General features: G+C 59.6%; 18 protein-coding genes and 1 tRNA gene. 7 read left to right on the top strand and 12 right to left on the bottom strand.

Annotation, left to right across the window (positions count from 1 at the left end; genetic code table 11):
- Positions 1 to 323: 323 nt before the first annotated feature.
- The 4 genes from KIT08_02475 (at position 324) to aspS (ending at position 4,001) form a co-directional block, all read left to right on the top strand.
- A complete protein-coding gene (locus tag KIT08_02475) occupies positions 324 to 965 on the top strand; it encodes a PHP domain-containing protein (protein UYN90113.1) in 642 nt (213 codons plus the stop codon).
- Positions 966 to 1,019: 54 nt separating this feature from the next.
- Positions 1,020 to 1,103: transfer RNA gene (locus KIT08_02470), tRNA-Leu, on the top strand.
- A 25-nt stretch (positions 1,104 to 1,128) separates the two neighbouring features.
- Positions 1,129 to 2,028 carry an Mrr restriction system protein gene (locus KIT08_02465; protein ID UYN90112.1) on the top strand — a complete coding sequence of 300 codons (900 nt, stop codon included), beginning with the start codon at positions 1,129 to 1,131 and terminating at the stop codon, positions 2,026 to 2,028.
- A 191-nt stretch (positions 2,029 to 2,219) separates the two neighbouring features.
- Complete coding sequence (gene aspS, locus KIT08_02460; GenBank protein UYN90111.1) at positions 2,220 to 4,001, top strand: aspartate--tRNA ligase; 1,782 nt, start codon at positions 2,220 to 2,222, stop codon at positions 3,999 to 4,001.
- Positions 4,002 to 4,468: 467 nt separating this feature from the next.
- Here aspS and KIT08_02455 read toward each other — a convergent pair whose 3' ends face one another.
- Positions 4,469 to 5,119, bottom strand: a complete 651-nt coding sequence (locus tag KIT08_02455) for a queuosine precursor transporter (protein UYN90110.1) — start codon at positions 5,117 to 5,119, stop codon at positions 4,469 to 4,471.
- A gap of 152 nt (positions 5,120 to 5,271) precedes the next feature.
- Between KIT08_02455 and KIT08_02450 the strand changes: the two genes are divergently transcribed.
- A complete protein-coding gene (locus KIT08_02450) occupies positions 5,272 to 5,622 on the top strand; it encodes a 4a-hydroxytetrahydrobiopterin dehydratase (protein UYN90109.1) in 351 nt (116 codons plus the stop codon).
- Complete coding sequence (locus tag KIT08_02445; GenBank protein ID UYN90108.1) at positions 5,622 to 6,893, top strand: ABC transporter substrate-binding protein; 1,272 nt, start codon at positions 5,622 to 5,624, stop codon at positions 6,891 to 6,893. Before KIT08_02450 ends, KIT08_02445 begins: the two co-directional genes overlap by 1 nt.
- Here the strand turns inward: KIT08_02445 and KIT08_02440 are convergent.
- Together KIT08_02440 and KIT08_02435 are read right to left on the bottom strand one after the other, a co-directional pair.
- Positions 6,890 to 8,140 (bottom strand): YcaQ family DNA glycosylase, encoded by a 1,251-nt coding sequence (locus KIT08_02440; GenBank protein ID UYN90107.1) that lies wholly within the window; start codon positions 8,138 to 8,140, stop codon positions 6,890 to 6,892. The two genes, KIT08_02445 and KIT08_02440, sit on opposite strands and share 4 nt — an antisense overlap.
- Positions 8,140 to 8,730: a hypothetical protein gene (locus KIT08_02435; GenBank protein UYN90106.1), complete on the bottom strand. Its 591-nt coding sequence runs from the start codon at positions 8,728 to 8,730 to the stop codon at positions 8,140 to 8,142. The genes KIT08_02440 and KIT08_02435 overlap by 1 nt, the downstream gene beginning before the upstream one ends.
- A gap of 29 nt (positions 8,731 to 8,759) precedes the next feature.
- Between KIT08_02435 and KIT08_02430 the strand changes: the two genes are divergently transcribed.
- Positions 8,760 to 9,134 carry a hypothetical protein gene (locus KIT08_02430; protein ID UYN90105.1) on the top strand — a complete coding sequence of 125 codons (375 nt, stop codon included), beginning with the start codon at positions 8,760 to 8,762 and terminating at the stop codon, positions 9,132 to 9,134.
- 35 nt (positions 9,135 to 9,169) lie between these two features.
- On the opposite strand, the gene KIT08_02425 is transcribed toward KIT08_02430, so the two are convergent.
- The 9 genes from KIT08_02425 to KIT08_02385 form a co-directional block, all read right to left on the bottom strand.
- Positions 9,170 to 9,547: a hypothetical protein gene (locus tag KIT08_02425; GenBank protein UYN90104.1), complete on the bottom strand. Its 378-nt coding sequence runs from the start codon at positions 9,545 to 9,547 to the stop codon at positions 9,170 to 9,172.
- A gap of 48 nt (positions 9,548 to 9,595) precedes the next feature.
- Positions 9,596 to 12,865: a hypothetical protein gene (locus KIT08_02420; GenBank protein UYN90103.1), complete on the bottom strand. Its 3,270-nt coding sequence runs from the start codon at positions 12,863 to 12,865 to the stop codon at positions 9,596 to 9,598.
- A 488-nt stretch (positions 12,866 to 13,353) separates the two neighbouring features.
- Positions 13,354 to 13,968: a hypothetical protein gene (locus tag KIT08_02415; GenBank protein UYN90102.1), complete on the bottom strand. Its 615-nt coding sequence runs from the start codon at positions 13,966 to 13,968 to the stop codon at positions 13,354 to 13,356.
- A 66-nt stretch (positions 13,969 to 14,034) separates the two neighbouring features.
- A complete protein-coding gene (locus KIT08_02410; GenBank protein UYN90101.1) occupies positions 14,035 to 15,024 on the bottom strand; it encodes a P1 family peptidase in 990 nt (329 codons plus the stop codon).
- Positions 15,025 to 15,112: 88 nt separating this feature from the next.
- Positions 15,113 to 16,735: a peptide chain release factor 3 gene (locus tag KIT08_02405; protein UYN90100.1), complete on the bottom strand. Its 1,623-nt coding sequence runs from the start codon at positions 16,733 to 16,735 to the stop codon at positions 15,113 to 15,115.
- A gap of 101 nt (positions 16,736 to 16,836) precedes the next feature.
- Entirely contained in the window at positions 16,837 to 17,298 is a 462-nt protein-coding gene (locus KIT08_02400) for a methylglyoxal synthase (protein UYN90099.1), read from the bottom strand.
- A gap of 2 nt (positions 17,299 to 17,300) precedes the next feature.
- Positions 17,301 to 18,482 carry an aminopeptidase P family protein gene (locus tag KIT08_02395; GenBank protein UYN90098.1) on the bottom strand — a complete coding sequence of 394 codons (1,182 nt, stop codon included), beginning with the start codon at positions 18,480 to 18,482 and terminating at the stop codon, positions 17,301 to 17,303.
- Between the two features lie 12 nt (positions 18,483 to 18,494).
- Entirely contained in the window at positions 18,495 to 19,466 is a 972-nt protein-coding gene (locus KIT08_02390; GenBank protein ID UYN90097.1) for an aldo/keto reductase, read from the bottom strand.
- Positions 19,467 to 19,481: 15 nt separating this feature from the next.
- Complete coding sequence (locus tag KIT08_02385) at positions 19,482 to 20,813, bottom strand: hypothetical protein (GenBank protein UYN90096.1); 1,332 nt, start codon at positions 20,811 to 20,813, stop codon at positions 19,482 to 19,484.
- Positions 20,814 to 20,879: the final 66 nt, after the last annotated feature.

The raw sequence follows: 20,879 nt of genomic DNA, 5'->3' as shown, positions 1-20,879 counted from the left end.
TTTGGGGAGCGTTTCGGGATCTTGCAGACCGGGTGCGGGATGCTGGTTGCGGAGGGCATGCTGCATCTATAGCGCGGAGTGGGGTGTCTGACAAGGGTGCGTCAAGCTGCTGGACGAGCTTGAATTCATGCCACCTAAGTGGAAGCCCTCACGGCCGCGTAGGGGCGGGTCTTAGACCCGCCCCTACAGAGTCACTGCTGAGTACTTGCCAGCGGGCAGGAACACTCTTGAAGTAAACCAGATTGCTCATCACGATGTGCCGCTTCGTGCGCAGGCAAGCCTGCGCCTCGCAATGACGGAAAATGAGCCGTTACAATGCTCGCATGCTCACTGTTGAAACCCATTGCCATACTGACGCCAGCGGCGACTGCCGCGTGCGTGTGGAGGACTTGGTGAAGACCGCCCGCCGGCGCGGGATCGACCGCCTGGTGGTGACCGACCATAACACCATCAGCGGAGCGGTGCGGGCACAGCAGCTGGCCCCGGAGCTCATTATTGTGGGGCAGGAGATCATGACCGAGCAGGGCGAGCTGCTGGCCTTCTTCGTGAGCCAGGAGGTGCCGCGTGACCTGCCGCCCATGGAGGCTATCCGCCTGCTGCGTGAGCAGGCCGCCTACATCAGCGTCTCGCACCCGTTTGACCCGCGCCGCGGCTGGGAGCTGCGGGCGCTGGAGGCGATCGCCCCGTATGTGGACGCAGTGGAGATCTTCAATGCGCGCAACATCCTGCCGGCGTACAACGAGGCCGCCGAGCGCTTTGCCGCCCGCTTTCAGCTGGGCGGCACGGCCGGCTCGGACGCGCATACCCTGATCGAGGTGGGGCGGGCGACGATGCAGGTGCCAGAGTTCACGGATGCGGCCAGCCTGCGGGCGGCCATGCCGCGGGCGCAGTACACCAAGCGCGCCAGCGGGCCGCTGATCCGCCTGGCCTCTCGCTATGCAGCTATCCTCAACAAGCTGCGCTAGCAGTGTTTTGAGCTAGCAGTCTGCTAAAATAGCCCGCTGCGTGAATGCGCACACGGCTCGGTGGCGGAACTGGCAGACGCAGGGGACTTAAAATCCTCCGAGGGCAACCTCTTGTGGGTTCGATTCCCACCCGAGCTACTTTTTTTATGAGGGAAACAAAACGATGGCTAACATAACTCCAAAGAGAAATGGCGAATTTCTAAAAATCGTATTCGCAATACTTGCTGAAAAACCTGAAGGCATGCCCGCCAAAGCAATTCTCGCTGAATTAGGAAAGAGAATCGAGCTTACTGATTTTGAGCGGGGTAGCTATCCGTCGGATCCAAGTCATCGGCCACGTTTTGAAAAGATTGTTCGATTTGCCACGATTCCAACCGTCAAAGCTGGATGGCTCTATAAAGATAAGGGTATCTGGACAGTGACAGATGAAGGTCGAAAAGCAAATGAAACGATAGTGGATCCCGAGAAACTTTATCGAACAGCGTATGACATTTATAAAAAGTGGGCAAGCTCTCAAGAAACTTTGTCTGAAGAAGACGGTGGGGAACTTGAGGAGCCTTCTGCTTCAACGGCTTTAATTGCTTTAGAGGAAGCTCAGGAACAAGCTTGGCAGCAAGTCCGTGATTTCCTCTTGGAAATGGACCCTTATGACTTTCAGAACCTTGTTGGGGATTTGCTGACGGCAATGGGCTACCATGTGGATTGGATTGCTCCTCCGGGGCCGGACAAAGGGATTGATATTGTGGCATTCAATGACCCACTAGGAGCGAAAAAGCCCCGGATCATTGTTCAAGTCAAACACAAGACTTCTCAGAGCGTCTCATCAAAGGATTTGCGAGAGTTTCTTTCTGTCATTGGAGCCGACCGAGTGGGCATCTTTGTTTCGTCTTCAGGGTTCACAAGGGACGCAGAAGAAGCTGCTCGTGGGCAGGAGAATAAACTGGTGACTTTAATAAATCTAAGTAAATTCTTTGATCTTTGGGTAAAGAACTTTGAGAATTTATCCCCTGAGGCCCAGAAACGTTTGCCTCTAATGCCAGTCTATTACTTAGCTCTAGACTGACAGTTGTGCTAAAATCTCAGCATGTTCCAACCAATTGTTGTGGACAGCAATAATCTGGACAATAACCCCCAACGGGCGGGAGGCTCCTGCCTGGCGGTTCGTTAGGTCCGCCAGCTCGGCTCTCGCCCGGTGCCCTCGCACCGGGCGTTTTTGTTAAATGAACTTATCTTAAGGAAGATTTTAGGAGCGTTATGTACAAGACCCATACCTGCGGTGAACTGCGCGCCGAGCACAGCGGACAAACCGTCACGCTGGCCGGCTGGGTGCACCGCCGCCGAGACCACGGCGGGCTTACCTTCATTGACCTGCGCGACCGTTTCGGTTTAGTCCAGATCGTCACCGACCCCGAGAAGGCCCCCGAGGCGCACGCCGCCTTCGAGCCCGTGCGCAGCGAGTGGGTGCTGCAGGTCACCGGCGTAGTACGCGCCCGCCCCGAGGGCATGCAGAACGCCGAACTGGCCACCGGCCAGATCGAAGTGGCCGTGACCGAGCTCAAGGTGCTCAACCAGGCCAAGCCGGTGCCCTTCGCCATCAACAAAGACGAAGAAGTGGACGAGAACGCCCGCCTGAAGTACCGCTATCTCGATCTGCGCCGCGAGCGCATGCAGCGCAACATTGTGCTGCGCCACAAGATCGTCAAGTTCATTCGCGATTACATGGACAAGGAAGACTTCCTCGAGATCGAGACGCCGATCCTGTTCAAGACCACGCCCGAGGGCGCGCGCGACTACCTGGTGCCCTCGCGCGTGCACGCAGGCGAGTTCTACGCGCTGCCCCAGTCGCCGCAGCAGCTTAAGCAGCTGCTCATGGTGGCGGGCATGGAGCGCTATTTCCAGATCGCGCGCTGCTTCCGCGACGAAGATTTGCGCGGCGACCGTCAGCCGGAGTTCACCCAGCTGGACATCGAGATGTCGTTCGTGCAGCGCGAAGACGTGATGGATCTAATGGAGCGCATGTATACCGCCATGGTCAAAGAGCTGGTGCCTAACAAGCGCCTGCTGTCTGAGCCCTGGCCGCGCTTGCATTACAAAGAGGCCATGGCGCGCTTCGGCAAAGACAACCCAGACATGCGCTACGGCATGGAACTGCAAGACCTCACCGCCTGGGCCGCGGGCAGCGGCTTCAAAGTCTTTGAAGACGCCGTGGCTGCCGGCGGCCATGTGCGCGGCATCAACGCCAAGGGCATGGGCAGCGCCAGCCGCAAAGAGATCGACGCGCTGACCGACTACGTCAAGCAGTTCAAGGCCAAGGGCCTGGCCTGGCTGGCCGTAGCCGCCGAGGGCGAGGACCGTTCGTCTTTCGTCAAGTTCCTGAGCCCCGAAGGGCTGGCCGCGCTCAAGCAGGCCATGAGCGCCGAGCCGGGCGACCTGCTGCTGTTCGTGGCTGACCAGCCGGCCGTGGTGTACGACACCCTGGGCCGCCTGCGCGTGCACCTGGCAGAGCAGCTCAAACTGGCCGATCCGGATCTGCTGGCGTTCTGCTGGGTCATCGACTTCCCCTTCGCCTTCTGGAACGAGGAGGAGCAGCGCTGGGACCCCAGCCAGCATCTGTTCACTTCCCCAATGCCGGATGACATTGACCTGATCGAGAAGGACCCCGCCAACATGCGCGGCACGCAGTACGACATGGTGCTCAACAACACCGAGGTGGCCGGCGGCTCGATCCGCATCCACGACCGCGCGTTGCAATCGCGCATCTTCAAGCTGATCGGCTTGAGCGAGGACGTGGCGCAGGAGCGTTTTGGCCACATGCTGGAAGCCTTCGAGTACGGCGCGCCGCCGCACGGCGGCATCGCCTCCGGCATTGACCGCCTGGCCATGATCCTGGCCGATGAAGAGAGCATCCGCGAGGTCATCGCTTTCCCCAAGAACCAGGCCGCCCGCGATGTGATGGCGGACGCCCCGTCGCCCACCGAAGAGCGCCAGCTCAAAGAGCTGCACATCAAGGTGGATATGCCCAAGAAGAAAGACTAAAAAAAAAGGCCGAGCGTTCGCTCGGCCTTTTTTTATCCACCTATGTGTCATTCTGACCGGCTTTATAAACCTGCACCCGAATCGCCGAAGCTCGGCTCAGGGAAGAATCCTTGCTGGCGCATCTTTTATGTAGAGCCTGAGTTACTCATACGTAAGCAAGGATCCCTCGCTGCGCTCGGGATGCACGAATTGCCTAGTGTGGAGCCATTAATAACCCACCTGTAAGGTTAGAGAATGGTCGTTCTTTAATCTTGGCGTGCTATAAGAGAAGTAACCCGCTGTGCTGCCGTAAAGCTGGGCTTGCAGCCTTCAGCTTTTGAACCAACACAAGCAGATCGGGCTCGGCTTCCAGAACAGTCGCAGTAAACCGCGTGTTCTTCCGCGGGCTTTCGGAGCGAGACCAGCTTGACCCTTTGGGTTCAAAACTCCCGCTGCAAGTCCAGCTACGCTGGGTAGCACAGCGGGTTTTATTTTCTAATGCGCCGCTCCGGCACCACATAGATCAGCGGCAGGCTCACCAGCGTCACCGCGTACTTCACCAGCAGATTGACCACAAAGATGCCCCATACCGTCGCCCACGGCAGCAGCCCGCCAAAGGCGCCCACGGCAAAGATGACATTGTCCACCGGTACGCTGAGGCTGTTGCTCACCAGCACCCGCGCCCACTGGTAGCGGCGCGTGACGCGCGTCACGAACAGATGATAGAGCTCCGTATCCAGCAGCTCGCTCACCACTTCGGCGGCGATGGAGGCCAGGGTGATGCGCCACACCGGCGCCAGCACGGCGGCAAACTCGGCGCCCAGCCCCCAGCTGGCGTCGCTGGGGAAGTTGGCCGCCCACACCAGGTAGGCCGCCATCACCAGGTTGATGGCGCCGGCCGCCACCACCAGCGTGCGGGCCGCCTGGCGGCCGAGCAGCTTGTGCACCAGATCGCGCAGGGTGAAGGTGATGGGGTAAATGAAGGTGCCCATATCCACCGCCAGGCTGCCGAGGGCCGGCAATGTCAGCACGCCGATCTTGACGCTGGCCACGTCCGAGAGCATCTGCGCGGCGATGTAGGCGGCGATCACCACCACCGCGGCACGCGAGATCGTTTCCACTGTTTGTTTCTTTGCCATCCTGCTCCTTGGCGGCGAGTGCGCGTGCAAAAGAAATGAGAACGCGCAGTTCTCGCCGCAGTTTTGATAAGCCGGGTGCGCTGCTACCGGCGCGCGGGCCATGCTTAGGTCAGTCTAAGCTTGGCGCGTTGCCTGAACATTATAATCATCTCATGAGCGCTACTACGCCTCTGACGCAACAAGCCTGCGTTCCCTGCCGTGGCGATGAGCCCAGCCTGAGCCAGCCTGAGATCGACCGCATGCTGCCGCAGGTGCCCGAGTGGCAAACCGTCACCGTGGCCAATGTGCCCCGCCTGCGCCGCACCTTCCGCTTTGATGATTTTGCCGGCGCGCTGGCCTTCACCCAACAGGTGGGTGAGCTGGCCGAGGCCGAGGGCCACCACCCGGTGCTGCGCACCGAGTGGGGCCGGGTGCGGGTGGACTGGTGGACGCACAAGATCAATGGTTTGCACAACAATGATTTTGTGATGGCTGCCAAGACCGACGAGCTGTTCGGCGGCTGATGTTCCAAGCCCGCCGCGCCGTCCTTGTATTCACCTGCCTAGCCGCGGCGCTGGCCGCCTGCCAGCCGCTGCCCGCCGTCTCGCTCGCAACCCCGGTGAGGCTGCCGACTAATACCCCCTTTGCCTTCTCCAGCTTGTACGGCCAGCTGGCGCCCACCTATACGCCCACCCCGCAAGCGGAGCTAGAGCCAACCGCCACCCAGCCGCCAGCGCTGAGCGGCGAAAGCATCCCCATCCATTTGTTCTGCACGCAAAGCAGCCCGCTGGGCGAACTGGCCGCGGCCCGCGCCGCCGCCTTTGAGGCGGCGGTGGCTGCACACAACGCGGCCGGCGGCATCCAGGGCGCGCAGATGGCCCTGCAGGTCACTGACATCGGCGCGGCCGAAGACCCGGCCGAGCTGGCCGGGGATGCGCTGGCTGCATCGGGCGCGCCGCTGGCGGTGCTGTGCGATGCAGCCAGCGAAGCCGCCCTGGCCGAGCTGCTGACCCAACGCCGCACGCCGGCGATTGCACTGGGGGCACTGGCTGAGCGGCGCGGCGGGTTGTACGGCATCGAACCGCCGCCCAGCCAGGCGCTGGCTTACCTGCTGCGCACGCTTAAAACGAATTGGGGCACGGTCAAGCCGACCGGCGCCAGCAGCACCCTGCGCCTGGCGGTGCTCAACTGGCCTGAGGCCTACGCCGGCATCGCGGTCAGCGATGAGCTGGCCGCCTACGCAGAGGAGCAGCGCATCGAGCTGGTGTACCAGGCTGAATACGAGCCGCGCCACGACCTCAATGTCTACGATTCCCTCTTTGCGCTACGGGACGAGCACGCCAACCTGATCTTTGTGAATGCTGATTCATATGGGCTGGCCCAAGTGCTCAATGCTCTCTCCCACCTGGGCGTGCGCAGCCGCGTAGTGGTGGCCACGCCGGCGGCGGCCTATGAGCCGGTGCTATACACCTACCTGGCCGACCCGGCTTTCGCCGAGGGGCTGTACATCGTCTCGGCCTGGGACTATACGCCGCAGAACTGGGAACAACTGCACATGCACGCGGCCTTGGCACTGGCCGAGGATGCGCTGGCCCGCGCCCTGGATGCTGGCGGTGGCCCGCAGGCGCTGACGCCGGCAGCGGTGGCGCAGGCGCTGCAAGCTGCGCCCTTCGGCCCGCTGGATTTTGCGGGCGGGGCGCGCTGGCCTGCCCAGCTGGCGCTGTGGCAGGTGGGCGCCGCGCCCGGCCAGCTGACCCGGGTCGCCGAGCCGGCCGCGCTGCCGGACCTTCCCTAACTTTGGGCTAGTTTCACAATTTGCTTGAGGCTTGTATCGCGTTTGGCGAGCGGGCCAATTTGCACCGCCTGCGCGCCCAGATATCTGGCGAACTGGCGCACGCATTCAGCCAGTGCATCAATGGCGGCCTCGTCCTTGCGCGGCGCGCGGGGCTGCCACCACCAATTCTTGATCAGGAAGGTCTTGCTGTCACGCACGAAACCGGGGTCCAGGCGGGCGATCAACTCGTCACCATACAGCACCGGCAGCACGTAGTAGCCATATTGGCGTTTCGGTTCGGGCACATACACTTCCCAGCGATAGAAGAAATCAAAAATGTGCTCGATCATCGTGCGATCCCATAGGAAATTGTCCAGTGGGGCGATGAAGGCGGCCTGAGCCTTGCTTTTGCGCGCCGGCGCCTGCAGGGCCGCCAGCTGCGCCCGGGGAACGTAGAACTCCTGGCCCTTGATGCCCTCAACGCCCACGCGGGCCACCTGCTCGCGGCCAAGCAGGCGTGCAAACGAGGGTTGCAGCGAACCCTGGCGGTTGACACCCACCCAGTGGTCATTGCCTATCGGGCGGGCCATGCCCATGCTCTCGAGGCGGCGCATGACGTGCCACTCGCGGTAGGCCTCCAGGCTGCCGTGCGGGTCAGCCTTGGCGAGCAGCTTCTTGTCCAGCGTGCGGTGGGCGTATTCGAAATAGCGGCGTGTGCCGACGCGGTGGTGCACCACCAGTTCGCCGCTGTAGAACAGAATATCCAGCGCAATACGGGCTGCCCGGGCCGAGTTGGCCAGCCACCAATCCATCTTGGTGTCGTCTTCCAGCTCCAGCGATGAGAGCGGCCCGCGGGTCTTGACCTCGCTGCGCACCCAGTCCAGCAGTTTGGCCGCCTTCTGTGTGCTGCTGGCCTGCTTGTAGCGCTGGCCCATCCGCTCGCGGTAAGCTCCGAAGAAGGGCCAGTCCTCGGTGGGGTAGATCGACATGACCTTGTCGAAGCCGTCCACCAGGCTTCGGTCGGCATACAGCAGCTCGTCGAGCACGTGCGGCTTGTAGTTGCGCACGCGGGATTGCAGTACCAGGTGCGGGTTCTGGCCCACGATGTTGATGGGATCGTACTGGATGCAGTTGACCTGGCGGACGAACTGCAGCGCGCCGGCTTTGCCCGCCAGTGAACGCGGCGGGGCGAGGCGGTGGTAACTCACCAGGTAGCGGCGCGCCTGTTGTTTGCTGATGATGAGCTCGGGCGGGAGCAGTTTTGCCATCACAGCCAGCCTTCCAGTTGGGCGCGCACCGCCTGGGCAATGAGCTCGTGCCCGGCCGGGGTGGGGTGCAGCCCGTCTGAGGTCAGCTGGGCTGGGCCGCCGGCGGCCTCGAAGGCGGGCTGGAGTGCCACGTAGCCATAGCCGTGCTGCGCCGCAAAGCGGCGCAGGGCGGCGTCGTAGTCGCTGGCGGCGATCTGGGTGTAGTGCAGGTCTTCGGCGATGGGCAGGGTGCGCGGCTCGTCCACCGGCGTCAGGCCAACGATAAGGATGCGGGCATCGCGGCCGGCCATGCGGCTAGCAAATTCGGCCAGCCCGCGTTCAAAGTCCTCTAGCTTAACCTCGTAGCGTCCGGCGTTGTAGCGGCGCGAATCGTTGATGCCCACCGCCAAGGTCAGGATGTCTGGCTTGTAGAGGAGGGCGTCCTGCTCCAGGCGGTTGAGGATGTGAAAGATGGTGTCGCCGCCCACGCCAGCGTGTACGGCCTCCCAGCCGGCGGGCAGCGTAGCTGCCAGACGGCGTGTCCAACCGCCGCTCTCGTGGTCGGCCGCGCCCTCGGTGATGGAATCGCCAATGAATACGATGGTGGGCATAATCGGCAGAGCGGTATTATAGTCACACGATGAGTCAAAACACCCGCGTCCTCGCCGTCAGCAACGATATGTTCTTCATGCCGCAGGTGGAAGCAGCCGCCAAGGCAGCCGGCTACCGCTTCGAATGGCTGGAGACGCCGTTCACTGAGGCCGAGTTCACCGCCCACCTGGCCGCCCAACCTACCGCGCTGGTGGTGCTGGACTTGAACACTGGTCTGCCATGGCCGCACTGGCTACCCGCTGCCAAGGCGCAGGCCGCCACCGCCGCCATCCCCTGGCTGGCGTTCGGCTCGCACCTGAAGCCGCGCCGCCTGGCGGCGGCCCGCCATGCCGGCGCGACGAAGGCGGTGCCCAAGTCTCAGTTCGCCGAGACTTTGCAAGCCATGCTGGCGCAGTCCGCATAATTGTTAAGGCGAACCGCAGTGCGCCCTAATGTTTTTTACAGCACCACTCCCGGGTCTTGAAGAACGGTTTGTATATTGTCGGGGTTGTAATGGGCGCGAATTCCATTCGTGCGGCCTGACCAGTCTGCACCCATGCTTGAAACCAAACTCCCCTCTTCCCCCGAAAAGCGTACGCTGTCCTGCTCCGTCTGGGTAAGAACGAGACTAACCCCGTCGGCTTGCGAAGAATACCCTTGAGTTGGGGTTTCTCTCTGGCGCAGACGAGAGAGGCAGGCTTTTGTTTGCCACCAATGGATACCGACTCTTGAAGAATTACGATCCTGCAGATATGGAGAATCTTTGAATCCTACCTTTGTTGCTGACAGATTCCAGGAGATGGCGGCGGCTCTGGGAATAACGCCGAACGATTGCATGCCGGCGACGTCTCTTCCGAAGCTTTGAAAGCATATTGCCAAGCGGCTTCAAGATATCGATTCCTTCAAAGGCCAGTAGAACTTCCCCCCTTCATGAATCAAAGTATCCACTAGCTCAACCGTCTGCGCCCTTGTTGAAGGAGTGTTGTATAGGAGAGAAAAGACCTCTTTCCATGTGTCATCAAGTAAGAAGTGCGTTCTATTTTCTTCAACCCTTACGCTTCCTTCTAGCAGAAATAGCTGCACTGCCTCTAAAGTTTGCTCCGGACTCTCAGAGGCTAGACGAGGTAGACAACTCATTAAACCGATGTCCCACTCCAACAGACCCCCAGACCTCCGCAGGGTTAAAAATAATAACTCAGCGAGTTCAGATACTTGAAAAATCCCTTTATCAAGACTAGTCCAAAACCCAAAATCTTTGAACAATTCATCCTTAGGATAGTTCTCTAAAAGCCTTCTCCAAATTTTCTTTATTCTCTCCCGCAGCTCAGGTGAATTTTTTATAAGACCGTCGATCTCAGAATTTCCGCCAGACACATAAAGACGACCAATCTTATTCACGAAAGCTCGATGAGCTTCAAAGGACCCACAGCGCCAGAAGGTTTCTAATATATCCGCCTCATCCTCAGGAAGTTCATGGAGATAAGCGATAGCGAGATGCGCTCCCAGCCCTTCTTCGGGAGATTGAAAATGCTTTTGATGTGGATAATGAAGATCCGCAAGATACACGCCTCGTTTGTAGAGTTTTTGAAATTGAGGAGTATTGAATATCTCCGTATAAAGGGAGTTATATAAATAACCCTCCCATCCCGCTAGAAACAAAAGACGCCTAGACCTTCCGCTAGGGAAAATACGACCTACCCTTTCCAGCGTCCACTCTCTATCAAGGAAAAAGAAAGTGGGCAGGTAATGTCCAAACATAAACATCAACGCGCGAGTGTTCTCTTCCTCTAGTACACCCTCACAAAGATTTTTAATATCAGAAGATAGCTTTGAGGCTGCTTCAACAGGAAAGCCCATCCGTTCAATATCCACGAACTGAACTAAGGAACGAAAGGCTTTCCCTCTAATAGAATTGATCGCCAAATTCAGGGGGTCACTAACCATAGGTGGTTCTCTTCCTACAGTCTCGGTCATCATTGCAGTATCAATTTGTTCGTCTTCGGGAACAGGATTGGGGTAACCCAAGATGTACTCAATAATTGAAATGACTTTCGACCGATGAGCTTCTAAGCGGAGCCCCAAGGCAAGTGCCTGCTCGGATAGCGCTTTTTGTAATAGGCTTGCTATACCATGAAGAACTCCCCTCAATCTAACGAGGTGTGCGTCACCAACCCGCTCTTCACCTTGATGAAGGTCAATTGGCTGAGCTTGAGCTACTCCAATAATGACCAAACAAAAGTCAAACAGCTGCCCCCATGCCTCCCCAGAAAATGGCTCAGTGGAATTTTCAATAGCTTTTTCAAGGCCGGCAGATAATGAGTATGCGTAGTGCAAATCTATTTCATCGCCTAAAAATTCCGTCGCATGGGCTAAGTACTCAGATGGCCGCAAAGAAATATCTGCTTTTAATACATCACCTAACCCTTCTGCATCTAATGGGCTGAGAAAATGTTGCTCAACATCTTGTTCTCTCAACCTTTGCGGAGACCACTCTCCCTTTAAATTCTCAACGATCACTTCTAACGGGATTTCCTTTAGTTGCTCCAAGTCAACCGGTCCTCTATGTCTAACCCACCCTACTTGCATTTGACCCACGGTTGGCCGAGGGACAACTTCAAGATCAATGTTAAAATCTTCTCCCGCCAGTACTTCTTTTTCTTCATCCGTGAGGTGTTCGCTAATTAGAGAGGCAATCTGCGAGCCCTCCCTTTTGCGGTATTCATTTTCATCGGGCCGACCGAAGTATTCCCTTAGGTTACTGATGTAGGCTCTCTTATCCTCATCACTCAGGGATGGGAAAACCATTTGAAGGGTTGTCTTGTATTCAGCCCCATAAGTTAGTTCTCCATATCTTTCTGTTTCAAACACTCGAAACAGGGCTTCTTTTAGTGGCCGCTGAAGAACTAAAGGACAAAGAGTGAGAAGGTAAAGTCTTAAGCGCCATGTGACCAAACTATCAGGTAAAGACTCGATGTATTTAGAAAAAAATTCGCCTACAAAAGAAGCGTCTGCACAATTCTCCGCAATAAGTTTTAGAGACAGAGCTTTAATGGCAGCTAAAAGTTGTTGGATATCTTGACTAGTGGTATCTCGGTACTGCTCACTCACTTCTAGGCTGAAGATGTCCACATCATAGAGACTGAATGCGTCTCCAACAGCAAATGTCGCATCCTGAGCTTCTTCCGACCCAACGGATAGGATAATTTTGGATAGGGTTGAGAGGAGCAATGAGAGCCCCTCTTCCCAAAACTCTTGCGGAAGGCTTGCGAGGTGCGAAAATACATTTGTGTATGAGTGATTGCGGATAGAGAATGGGCTCTCATTGCGAAGAACATACTCCTGAGGGTCAACTTCTGGCCTGCTTCTTAAGCTTAGCACCGCACTTGATAGGGTAATAAGTTCTTTGAAATGTCCAGCCTGTTGAAGAGTTCCAAGCATTTTCCCATAGTCCATGCCCCACTGGTTGAAATCGCGCATCAAACCAGGCCAATCTTCATTTTGAATTTTCTCAACTAACCTAACCAGGCTATCGCCTGGAAGATCACTGGCTATTCGTGTAAACCGATCAACTACTTCCGGGTTCAAGGTCTTCGATGAAATAGTAGTGTCTAGGATTACCCCCACAACTTTGTCTGGGTCAACCTGTGCCATCCTTGTCAAGTAATGCAGCTCAGGAGTGATGAATGAGTATATTGATGGGTCTTCTGCCGCCTCACTCAAAAAGGCAAAAAAGCCGTGCGCATGCAGCCAATCCAACCAGGCTTCATCAGCTTTTTCATAAAAATAGTGGCGAGCGTCCTGATTTAGGCTTATAAGCCTACTTAGCTCTTTGGCCTTCGTGGCAGAAGCTTCTTCATCTGATACTCCCTGCCCCACCACAACATCAATCTCGGAATGGATATCTAACTGTCTCGCAAGCGCATAGCGCATTGCTTTTTCAAAATCGAGTAGAAGCTGTTCAAACTCCAGAACAGAGCAGATTATTTCGTGGTGCGCCAATTTAGTCACAAATCCATATATCCGACCAACCTCCTGAATTATCCTGTCATCCTCTGCTGTAACAGAGCCGGCCATCTTTAGCAGGGTTCTTTTGCTTTCCTCTCCCCTCCAAATCGGCATTATTATTTCCCTAAGCGAATGAGCAGCTTGAGCCATCCAATCGGGGTTACTCCTCAACTCTGGTCTCGATAAATATATTGCGCCACGAAACATGCCCGAAGCTCTCCGCTCGGACTGGAATCTTTCTTCATAGACCTGGTCTAGCCGTCGACAGAGATCTTCCTGGCTTGGAGTTAGAGTCGGTGGTGGAATGGGATTATTTTGAGTTGCGAATGTCAAAATAAACCGCCAATTTGGGATTACCCCACTTGGGATAGAACAGCTTCCTGTATTTTACTAAGCCTGAGCCAGGTTTCAGTAGTGATCCACTTGCACGAAAGAAGCTGGTCCTAATACAAGTATTGTAATCCTGCAAGAGTAGCATCGTCCCTTTTTATTGTTTAGAACCCAGTCCCCACACTATCGCCAGAGTAAATTCAATTTGACGTTTTGTGTCCATCGTACCTCAGTACGCCCCTAACGGTTCACGGGAGCAAAAAAAAAGGCCCGTACATAGGCACGGGCCTTTTTTCGAAACGATTCGCTTACGGAGCGATCTGGCGCAGCTGCTCCATCAACATGGAACCGCCGCCGGCTGCCAGGCCGACCGCGGCCAGCACCAGGCCACCGATGAAGCCGGTGACGAAGAAGCTGGCGATCCAGCCGACGATGACGGTGATGGCCGTCTGGCCGGTGTCCAGATCCAGCGCTTCCTGCGCGGCAATGAACCACGAGACCAGGCCAAGAATGGCGGCAATGCAGGCGATCGGAGCGGTGATGCAGCCCAGCAGGGGCACCACTGCGCCCACCACGCCCAGCACACCCGCCAAACCCCAGATCTGGGCCAGGCCGAGGGTGCGCACCATCTCGTCAAACGTGACATCCGCTTTGAAGAGGGCCTTGCCCAGCCAGGAAATGATGAATGCGCCCAGCGCGAAGCCAGCCACGCTGACCGCCGCGCCCACCACGCCGCCCAGGATCCAGCTGGTCATATCCAGCTGGCCGCCCTCGGTATAAGCGAAGGTGGCCGCAGAACCCAACTGGCTCAGCAGGCCAACCACGGCCGCAATGCCCCAGGCAGTCGGGGTGAAGCTGGTGTCCTTCTCAACATCTGCATAGACTTGGCGCTTGAAAGTCAGTGCGCCGATAATACGTTCCATCAACATACGCTTCCTCCAGTTTGGAATGATGAATTCACAAGGGTTAACACGCTTTGCGTGAATTCGTTACCGTAGATCGTGCAGGCTGGGCACGCCCGCCAGGCCGCGGGCGGCCTGCAGGGCGTTGTAGACTGCCTGCACCACCGCCTCGGCCGCAAACGCACCCACGATGCTCACATTCGCCTTCTTGCGCCCCGTGCTGAGGGCGAAGAGGGTATCGCCGTCCAGCATGGTGTTGGCGGGGCGCAGACAGCGCGCTAGGCCGTTGCTGGCCATGGCGGCCACTTTGGTCGCGCCTTCTTTGTCCAGCTGAGCGTTGGTGGCCACCACGCCGATGACCGTGTTGCTGCCAGTGGCCAGGCCCATTACGCTGCGGCCGGCCGCGGTGCGCATCACTTGCAGCGTGTCGGCAAACCGCCCCTTGCCCAGTTTGAGCGGGCCTTTCTTCACAGAGCGCACGCCGGCCATGATCTCGCCATACGGCCCGATCACATCGCCAAAGGTGTTGACCGCGATCAGCGCGCCCACCTTGACCCCGCCGCCGGCATCCAGCAGGGCGTTGCCGATCCCGCCTTTGACGGCCTGGCCCATGCCCAGCAGCTTGCCCAGCGTGGCGCCCATGCCGGCCCCGGCGTTGCCCTGGGCTGGTTCTTCGGCGCTGGCGTTCTGGCAAGCCTGGTAGCCCATCTCGGCGTCGGGGCGGCGGATGGCTGAGCCGATGCCAAGGTCGAACAGGATCGCCGCCGGCACAATGGGCACGCGCGCCACGCCCACGTTGAGGCCTACCTTGCGCTCTTCGAGGTAGCGCATCGCGCCGCTGGCCGCGTCCAGGCCGAAGGCCGAGCCGCCGGACAGTATGACCGCGTGGACCTTGTTCACCAGGTGCGCGGGGCGCAGCGCGTCGGTCTCACGCGTGCCTGGGGCGCCGCCGCGCTGGTCAACACCGGCCACCGCGCCCTTCTCGGTCAGGATGACGGTACAGCCGGTGGCAGCATCCACATCGTGCGCATGGCCAACCCGGATGCCGGGGATGGCAGTGATGGAATTGTTTGGCATGGAAGTCTCCTGTTGGGGAGTCTATCAGAGGCGCGGGCGGCAGGTAAAAGCCACGTGGTTCCCGTAATGGTTTGCTCAGTCAGGCTTGCTAGAGCGGTGAGGTTGGACTTAGGTTCACCTCGGGGTAACGCTCCAGAAACAGCTCTCGAATGAACTTATTGCGGAAAAGCACAACAAAATTCCCGTTCGTGTCCTGGGCCCAGGTCACCTTGTTCAGTGAATAACGCTCGAAATCCGGCTCAGCTGGTTCAACAACCCACTGGGCAGTCTCGTAGTCTGTGGGCTCAATGACGACGGCCACGTTGTACTCCGACTCCAGCCGGGCCTTGACCACATCAAACTGCAGCATGCCTACCGCGGCCAGGATCGGCTCGCGCCGTGAGGCGTGAACTCTAAAGAAGATCTGGATGGCGCCTTCGTCGGCCAGTTGCTTGAGGCCTTTGTCGAATTGCTTTGACTTTGTTACATCCAGCATACGGATCGTGCCAAAGATCTCAGGCGCGAAGGACGGCAAGGGCATGAAATCGATCGGCTTGCCGGAGTAGAGCGTGTCACCGATCGCAAAGCGTCCATTGCTGGGAATGGCGACAATGTCGCCAGCCACCGCTTCGTTCACCACCGCGCGCTCCTGTGCAAAGGTTTTGTAGACTACAGGCAGACGAATGTCCTTGCTGGTGGCTGCGTGCACCACAGACATGCCCCGGTTGAACTGGCCTGAGCAGATGCGGATGAAGGCTACGCTATCACGGTGGCGCGGGTCCAGGTTGGCCTGCACTTTGAATATAAATGCAGAGAAATCATCCGAGGCTGGCGTCACCCTCTCGCCATGGCGGTCAATGTATTCCTGGGGCGGCGGCGCCAATTCCACAAAACTGGCCAGGAATTGCTCGACGCCAAAATTGGTAAGGGCGCTGCCAAAGAATACCGGCGTCTGCTGCTGCGAGAGCACTTTGTCGCGCTGCATGGCGATCCCCAGCCCGTCGAGCAGCTCCAGATCAGCCTTGAGCGTGTACAGCAGTTGGGATCCATCTTGCTCCTGCGCCAGTTGAGCCAGGAACGCGTCCAGGCTGATCGTGCGCATCGCCGCGGTGGTCTCGTTGCGCACAGAGCGCTCAAACAGGGCGACCTGCCTGGTGACGCGGTCATACACGCCTTTGAAAGACACCCCGTCGCCGATGGGCCAGGCCAGGGGCACAGGTTGCATGCCCAGCACCTCTTCGATCTCGTCCAGCAGCGCCAGCGGCGGCTTTGACGGCCGGTCCAGCTTGTTGATGAACGTGAAGATAGGGATGCCGCGCTGGCGGCAAACCTCAAACAGCTTCTTGGTCTGCTCTTCAATGCCTTTGGCCGCATCAATGATCATCACGGCGCTATCCACCGCCGTCAGGGTGCGATAGGTATCCTCGGAGAAATCATCGTGGCCAGGGGTGTCAAGTAGGTTGATGACATAGTCTTTGAATACGAATTGCAGCACGCTGGAAGCGATCGAGATGCCTCTGGTTTTTTCAATATCCATCCAATCCGAAACCGTGGCGCGCTGCGTTTTGCGGGCGCGCACGTTGCCGGCCAGCGCAATGGCGCCAGAATACAGCAGCATCTTTTCGGTGAGGGTTGTTTTGCCTGCGTCCGGATGGGAGATGATGGCGAAGGTGCGCCGGTGCGAGATCTTATCGGCCAGGTCTTGTGCTGGCGCGGTGCTTGTGTTTTCCATAGTCGGCAGGAATGATACCGCGCCAACCTATGCTCTCCGAAGCGAGGCGCGTGCGTTTAGTGCTTGGCTGCGACTGTGGCCGAGCGTAGCTGCGGCCTGTACTACTCATCATCCTCGCGGATCTCCTGCATGCGCCGCGAGAGATCCGGCACCTTGCGCCCGTACTCCTGGCCCATCAATGGGGACGTGATCAGGAAGTCTGCGGTGGCGCGGTTGGAGGCGGTGGGGATGTTGTGCAGCACCGCCAGGCGTAGTAGCGCTTTTACGTCCGGGTCGTGCGGCTGCGGCTCCAGCGGGTCCCAAAAGAACACCAGCATGTCGATCTCGGCTACGGCGATGGCGGCGCCTAGCTGCTGGTCGCCGCCCAGCGGGCCGCTGAGGAAGCGGCTCACGGGCAGCCCTGTCGCTTCGCTGATGCGCGTGCCTGTGCCGCCGGTGCCGTATAGCTCGTGCTGCGAGAGGGTGGCCTTGTTGTAGACCGCCCACTCGATCAAGTCCTTCTTGCGGCCATCGTGGGCCACCAGGGCGATGCGTTTTTGGGCAGGCAATGTGTGGATTGGCATAGTTACCCCGCGTAGATCAGTTCGGTTTGCGGCGCGCCCAGATATTCGCAGCCGTTCTCGGTCACCACCACATCTTCTTCGATGCCGATGCAGCCGTGGCCAGCCACCATCAAGCTCGGCTCGATGGTGAACACCTGGCCGGCCTCCAGCGGCATGTTGGGCGTCTCGCCGTACTTCTCCCACAGCGGGCCGAGCAAGGCGCCGCCGTCGTGCACGCTTCGGCCCATTTGGTGGCCGAGGGCATGCTTGAATTCGGTGAAGCCCGCCTCGGTCACGATCGTGCGGGCGGCCGTGTCGGCCGCAAGCCCGATCGCGCCGGGCTTGATCAGCGCCATGGCCGCCTCGATGGCGGCCCGCGCCGTGTCAAAGCCGTGCTGCACTTCGGCTGGCGCGGCGCTCTCACCCGGGCGCAGCACGTACATCACGCGTTGAATGTCGGAGGTGTAGTCCTCCTGCAGCACGCCAAAGTCAAAGTGAATGATCTGGCCGGGCTCGACCTTGATCTCGGTGGGCGCGGCGTGGCCGATGGGGCTGTCTGGCCCGGCATTCACCGCCGGGCAGAATTTCTGCTCCCAGGCGAAGCCAAGGCCACGCTTGAGCGTCTCGGCGTGCATGTGGGCCGCGATCTCGCGCTCGGTCTGGCCCACCTTGACGAAGGGGTAGGTGGCGGCGTAGATCTCGGCGGTGCTGGCAATGGCAGCGCGGATGCGGCGCTGCTCCTCGGCGGTCTTGCGGCCGCGTACGGCGTTGATCACCGGCTCGGCCGAGATGATGCGCTCGGCGTACTCGCCCAGGTAATCACGCAGCAGTTCGCCCAGGCCGCTGCTCAGGCCATCGGCGAAGGGGTCATTGCGTGAAATGTTGATTGCAATCTGTTTTGGATCTAGGCGCTTGATCGTGTCCTGCAGTACCTGGCGCACGGACTGGTCGTAGCCCACGATGGTGTCGTAGGCGCCGGTGTTCTGGGCCGTATCCGCCTCCAGGTTGCCGAGGATGGCGATGCGCTCGCCGGCGCGGGTCATGATCAGCGCGCTCTGCCAGGTCAGGTCGGCCCCAAAGATGATCGGCAGCATGGGGTCGCCGGCCGCGCGGGTCTCGCGCACGAAGGTGAGCCACATATCCACGCCCTTCTCCTGCAGAATGCTGACCGCTTGCTGCGTTTTTTCTTGTACGAGTGTTGCCATCGTGTTCTCCGTTTACCAAGCGTACGCTTCAGGGGCCTCGCCGCCCGGGCCGGGCCAGATCTCGTCCAGCTTGTTCATCGCCTCGGCATCCAGGGTGAAATCCAGCGGCTCCAAGGCCGTCTCCAACTGCTCCAGCGTGCGCGGGCCAATGATCGGCGCGGTCACCACTGGGTTCGCCAGCAGCCAGGCCATCGCCACCGTGGCCGGGCTGGCGCCCAGCTGCTTGCACAGCGCCTCGTAATCCTTGTGCTGTTGCTCGCGGCGCTCGATGGCTTTCTGGTTACGCTCATCCGTGCGGCGGCTGTCCTTCACCTTCTCGAAGGCGCCGGCCAGCGTGCCCGCCGCCAGCGGGCTATACGGGATCAGGCCCAGGCCGTACTCGCGGCAGGCCGGGATCAGCTCCTGCTCGATGCGACGGGCGGCCAGGTTGTATAGGCTTTGCTCGCACACCAGTCCCATAAAGTTGCGCGTCTTGGCCGCGGCCTGCGCCTGGGCAATATGGAAGCCGGCGAAGTTGCTGCTGCCCACATAGATCACCTTGCCTTGCTGCACCAACACTTCCATCGCCTGCCATATCTCTTCCCAGGGCGTGTTGCGGTCAATGTGGTGCATCTGGTACAGGTCGATGTAGTCGGTCTGCAAGCGCTTCAAACTGGCTTCGCAGGCCTGGCGGATGTGAAGGGCTGAGAGGCGCTTCTGGTTGGGCCAGTCGCCCATTTCGCCGTAGGCCTTGGTAGCCAGCACCACTTTCTCGCGGCGGCCGCCGCCCTGCGCAAACCAGCGCCCGATGATGTTCTCGGTGATGCCTTCGCCTTTCTTCCAGCCGTATACATTGGCCGTGTCGAAGAAGTTGATGCCCAACTCCAAGGCGCGGTCCATGATGGCGAAGCTGTCAGCCTCGCTGGTCTTGGGGCCGAAGTTCATCGTGCCCAGGCACAAGCGGCTGACCTGCAGGCCGGTGCGTCCGAGATAGGTGTATTGCATGTCCATGTATGCTCCTTAGTTTTGCGCCGGCACGGCCGCGGCTTGGATGTGGGGTTTTTGGGCCAGGCTGCCGAGGTAGATGGCCTCGGTGCCCAGCGAGAGGGTCAGCGCCGCCACCGCGGTGGGGATGCTGGGCAGGCGCAGGGCTACGCCCAGCGCCAGCACGCCGGCCAGCACGGCAAGCTCCAGCGCCATGGCAACCGCCTGCGGGCGGGTGTTGCGCCGCGCCGTCAGCAGGCCGCGCGCCAGGCACACCGCCGCCATCGCCAGCGGCAGCAGCACGCCAAGGCGTGCGCCGCCCTCGGCGATCACGGCCAGCTCATCGCTGACGCCGATCAGGGTGTGAAAGTAAAAGTCCGACAGCGGAGTGTAGGCCACCAGCGCCAGCAGGGCGCAGGCGGCCAGGCCCACGCTGTAGCTGAAGCGCCGCAGCGCGGGCTGGCTGCCGGGCTCGTCGTAGTGGGCAATGACCACTTCGGGCAGCGCCATCTCCAGCGAGCGGCTGATGAAGAACAGGCCGTTCAGCACCGGCCAGGCCGCCAAGGCCGTCTCCGGCTCCGGGCTGCGCGCCAGGGCCGCGGCGATCAGCGGCTGGGTCAGCAGGAACAACAGGTTGCTGGTGGCCAGCGGCCAGTGGAAGTTGACCAGGGCGCGGTAGCTCAAGTCTGGCGCGCTGAGTTTGCTCTCCGCGCCAAAGTGCGTGCGCACGAGCGCGGCCGAGGCGAAATGGGCGTAGATCGCCTCGGCGATGACGCCCAGGCTCAGCGCCAATGCGCCGAGCGCAACGCCGCTGGCGTCGGTGAACACCGCCAGCAAGGTCGCCGTGCCGGCCGAGGCCAGCAGGCGCACCACAGTGCCTTTGCCCACCGAGGCGCTCTGCCCAAAACGAATGAGAATACCCTGGCGGAAGCGCCGCCAGGCGATGGCCGCGCTCCACAATAGCATCAGCTGCAAGCCCAGCTTGACCGGCGCCAGCAGGCTGGTAGGCACGCCCATCCAATCGCGCACCACCAGCTCAAACAGGGGTGACCAACCCAGCAGCGCCTGCAGCACGGTGGTGCCCACCATGAGCTGGATGGTGAAACGGCGCAGCATGGCGTAGTTCTGCGGGCTGCGCGCCAGGGCGGTGCTGGTGGCCAGCAGCGAGATGACCGGGCTCTCGATCGTGATGCTCAGCGAGGCGGCCAGCCCGAAGGCGGCGATCATCAGCACGCTATTCGGCAGCCGCGCCAGGGCGGCGTTCACATATGGCATCTCCAGCGCCATCAGCAGCCAGCTGGCCGCCAGCGGCAGCCAGGTCAGCAATATTCGTTTTTGGGATAGGGGGGCGGTGCTCTGAGCTTGCATATATAAGGGGAGTGTACCAAAGAGCGGTCAACGCACCTGTTTTAGATAAGGCGAGTATCCCTTGAC

The organism is Anaerolineales bacterium (assembly GCA_025808555.1).
Taxonomy (GTDB): Bacteria; Chloroflexota; Anaerolineae; order Anaerolineales; family UBA11579; genus JAMCZK01.
This window is presented reverse-complemented; position numbering and strand designations above follow the sequence as displayed.

What these genes read in the sequence shown, in the direction of transcription:
- KIT08_02475 (UYN90113.1), top strand. Translation starts at nt 324, where the DNA reads ATGCTCACTGTTGAAACCCATTGCCATACTGACGCCAGCGGCGACTGC.
- KIT08_02465 (UYN90112.1), top strand. Translation starts at nt 1,129, where the DNA reads ATGGCTAACATAACTCCAAAGAGAAATGGCGAATTTCTAAAAATCGTA.
- aspS (UYN90111.1), top strand. Translation starts at nt 2,220, where the DNA reads ATGTACAAGACCCATACCTGCGGTGAACTGCGCGCCGAGCACAGCGGA.
- KIT08_02455 (UYN90110.1), bottom strand. Translation starts at nt 5,119, where the DNA reads ATGGCAAAGAAACAAACAGTGGAAACGATCTCGCGTGCCGCGGTGGTG.
- KIT08_02450 (UYN90109.1), top strand. Translation starts at nt 5,272, where the DNA reads ATGAGCGCTACTACGCCTCTGACGCAACAAGCCTGCGTTCCCTGCCGT.
- KIT08_02445 (UYN90108.1), top strand. Translation starts at nt 5,622, where the DNA reads ATGTTCCAAGCCCGCCGCGCCGTCCTTGTATTCACCTGCCTAGCCGCG.
- KIT08_02440 (UYN90107.1), bottom strand. Translation starts at nt 8,140, where the DNA reads ATGGCAAAACTGCTCCCGCCCGAGCTCATCATCAGCAAACAACAGGCG.
- KIT08_02435 (UYN90106.1), bottom strand. Translation starts at nt 8,730, where the DNA reads ATGCCCACCATCGTATTCATTGGCGATTCCATCACCGAGGGCGCGGCC.
- KIT08_02430 (UYN90105.1), top strand. Translation starts at nt 8,760, where the DNA reads ATGAGTCAAAACACCCGCGTCCTCGCCGTCAGCAACGATATGTTCTTC.
- KIT08_02425 (UYN90104.1), bottom strand. Translation starts at nt 9,547, where the DNA reads ATGCAATCGTTCGGCGTTATTCCCAGAGCCGCCGCCATCTCCTGGAAT.
- KIT08_02420 (UYN90103.1), bottom strand. Translation starts at nt 12,865, where the DNA reads ATGGCTCAAGCTGCTCATTCGCTTAGGGAAATAATAATGCCGATTTGG.
- KIT08_02415 (UYN90102.1), bottom strand. Translation starts at nt 13,968, where the DNA reads ATGGAACGTATTATCGGCGCACTGACTTTCAAGCGCCAAGTCTATGCA.
- KIT08_02410 (UYN90101.1), bottom strand. Translation starts at nt 15,024, where the DNA reads ATGCCAAACAATTCCATCACTGCCATCCCCGGCATCCGGGTTGGCCAT.
- KIT08_02405 (UYN90100.1), bottom strand. Translation starts at nt 16,735, where the DNA reads ATGGAAAACACAAGCACCGCGCCAGCACAAGACCTGGCCGATAAGATC.
- KIT08_02400 (UYN90099.1), bottom strand. Translation starts at nt 17,298, where the DNA reads ATGCCAATCCACACATTGCCTGCCCAAAAACGCATCGCCCTGGTGGCC.
- KIT08_02395 (UYN90098.1), bottom strand. Translation starts at nt 18,482, where the DNA reads ATGGCAACACTCGTACAAGAAAAAACGCAGCAAGCGGTCAGCATTCTG.
- KIT08_02390 (UYN90097.1), bottom strand. Translation starts at nt 19,466, where the DNA reads ATGCAATACACCTATCTCGGACGCACCGGCCTGCAGGTCAGCCGCTTG.
- KIT08_02385 (UYN90096.1), bottom strand. Translation starts at nt 20,813, where the DNA reads ATGCAAGCTCAGAGCACCGCCCCCCTATCCCAAAAACGAATATTGCTG.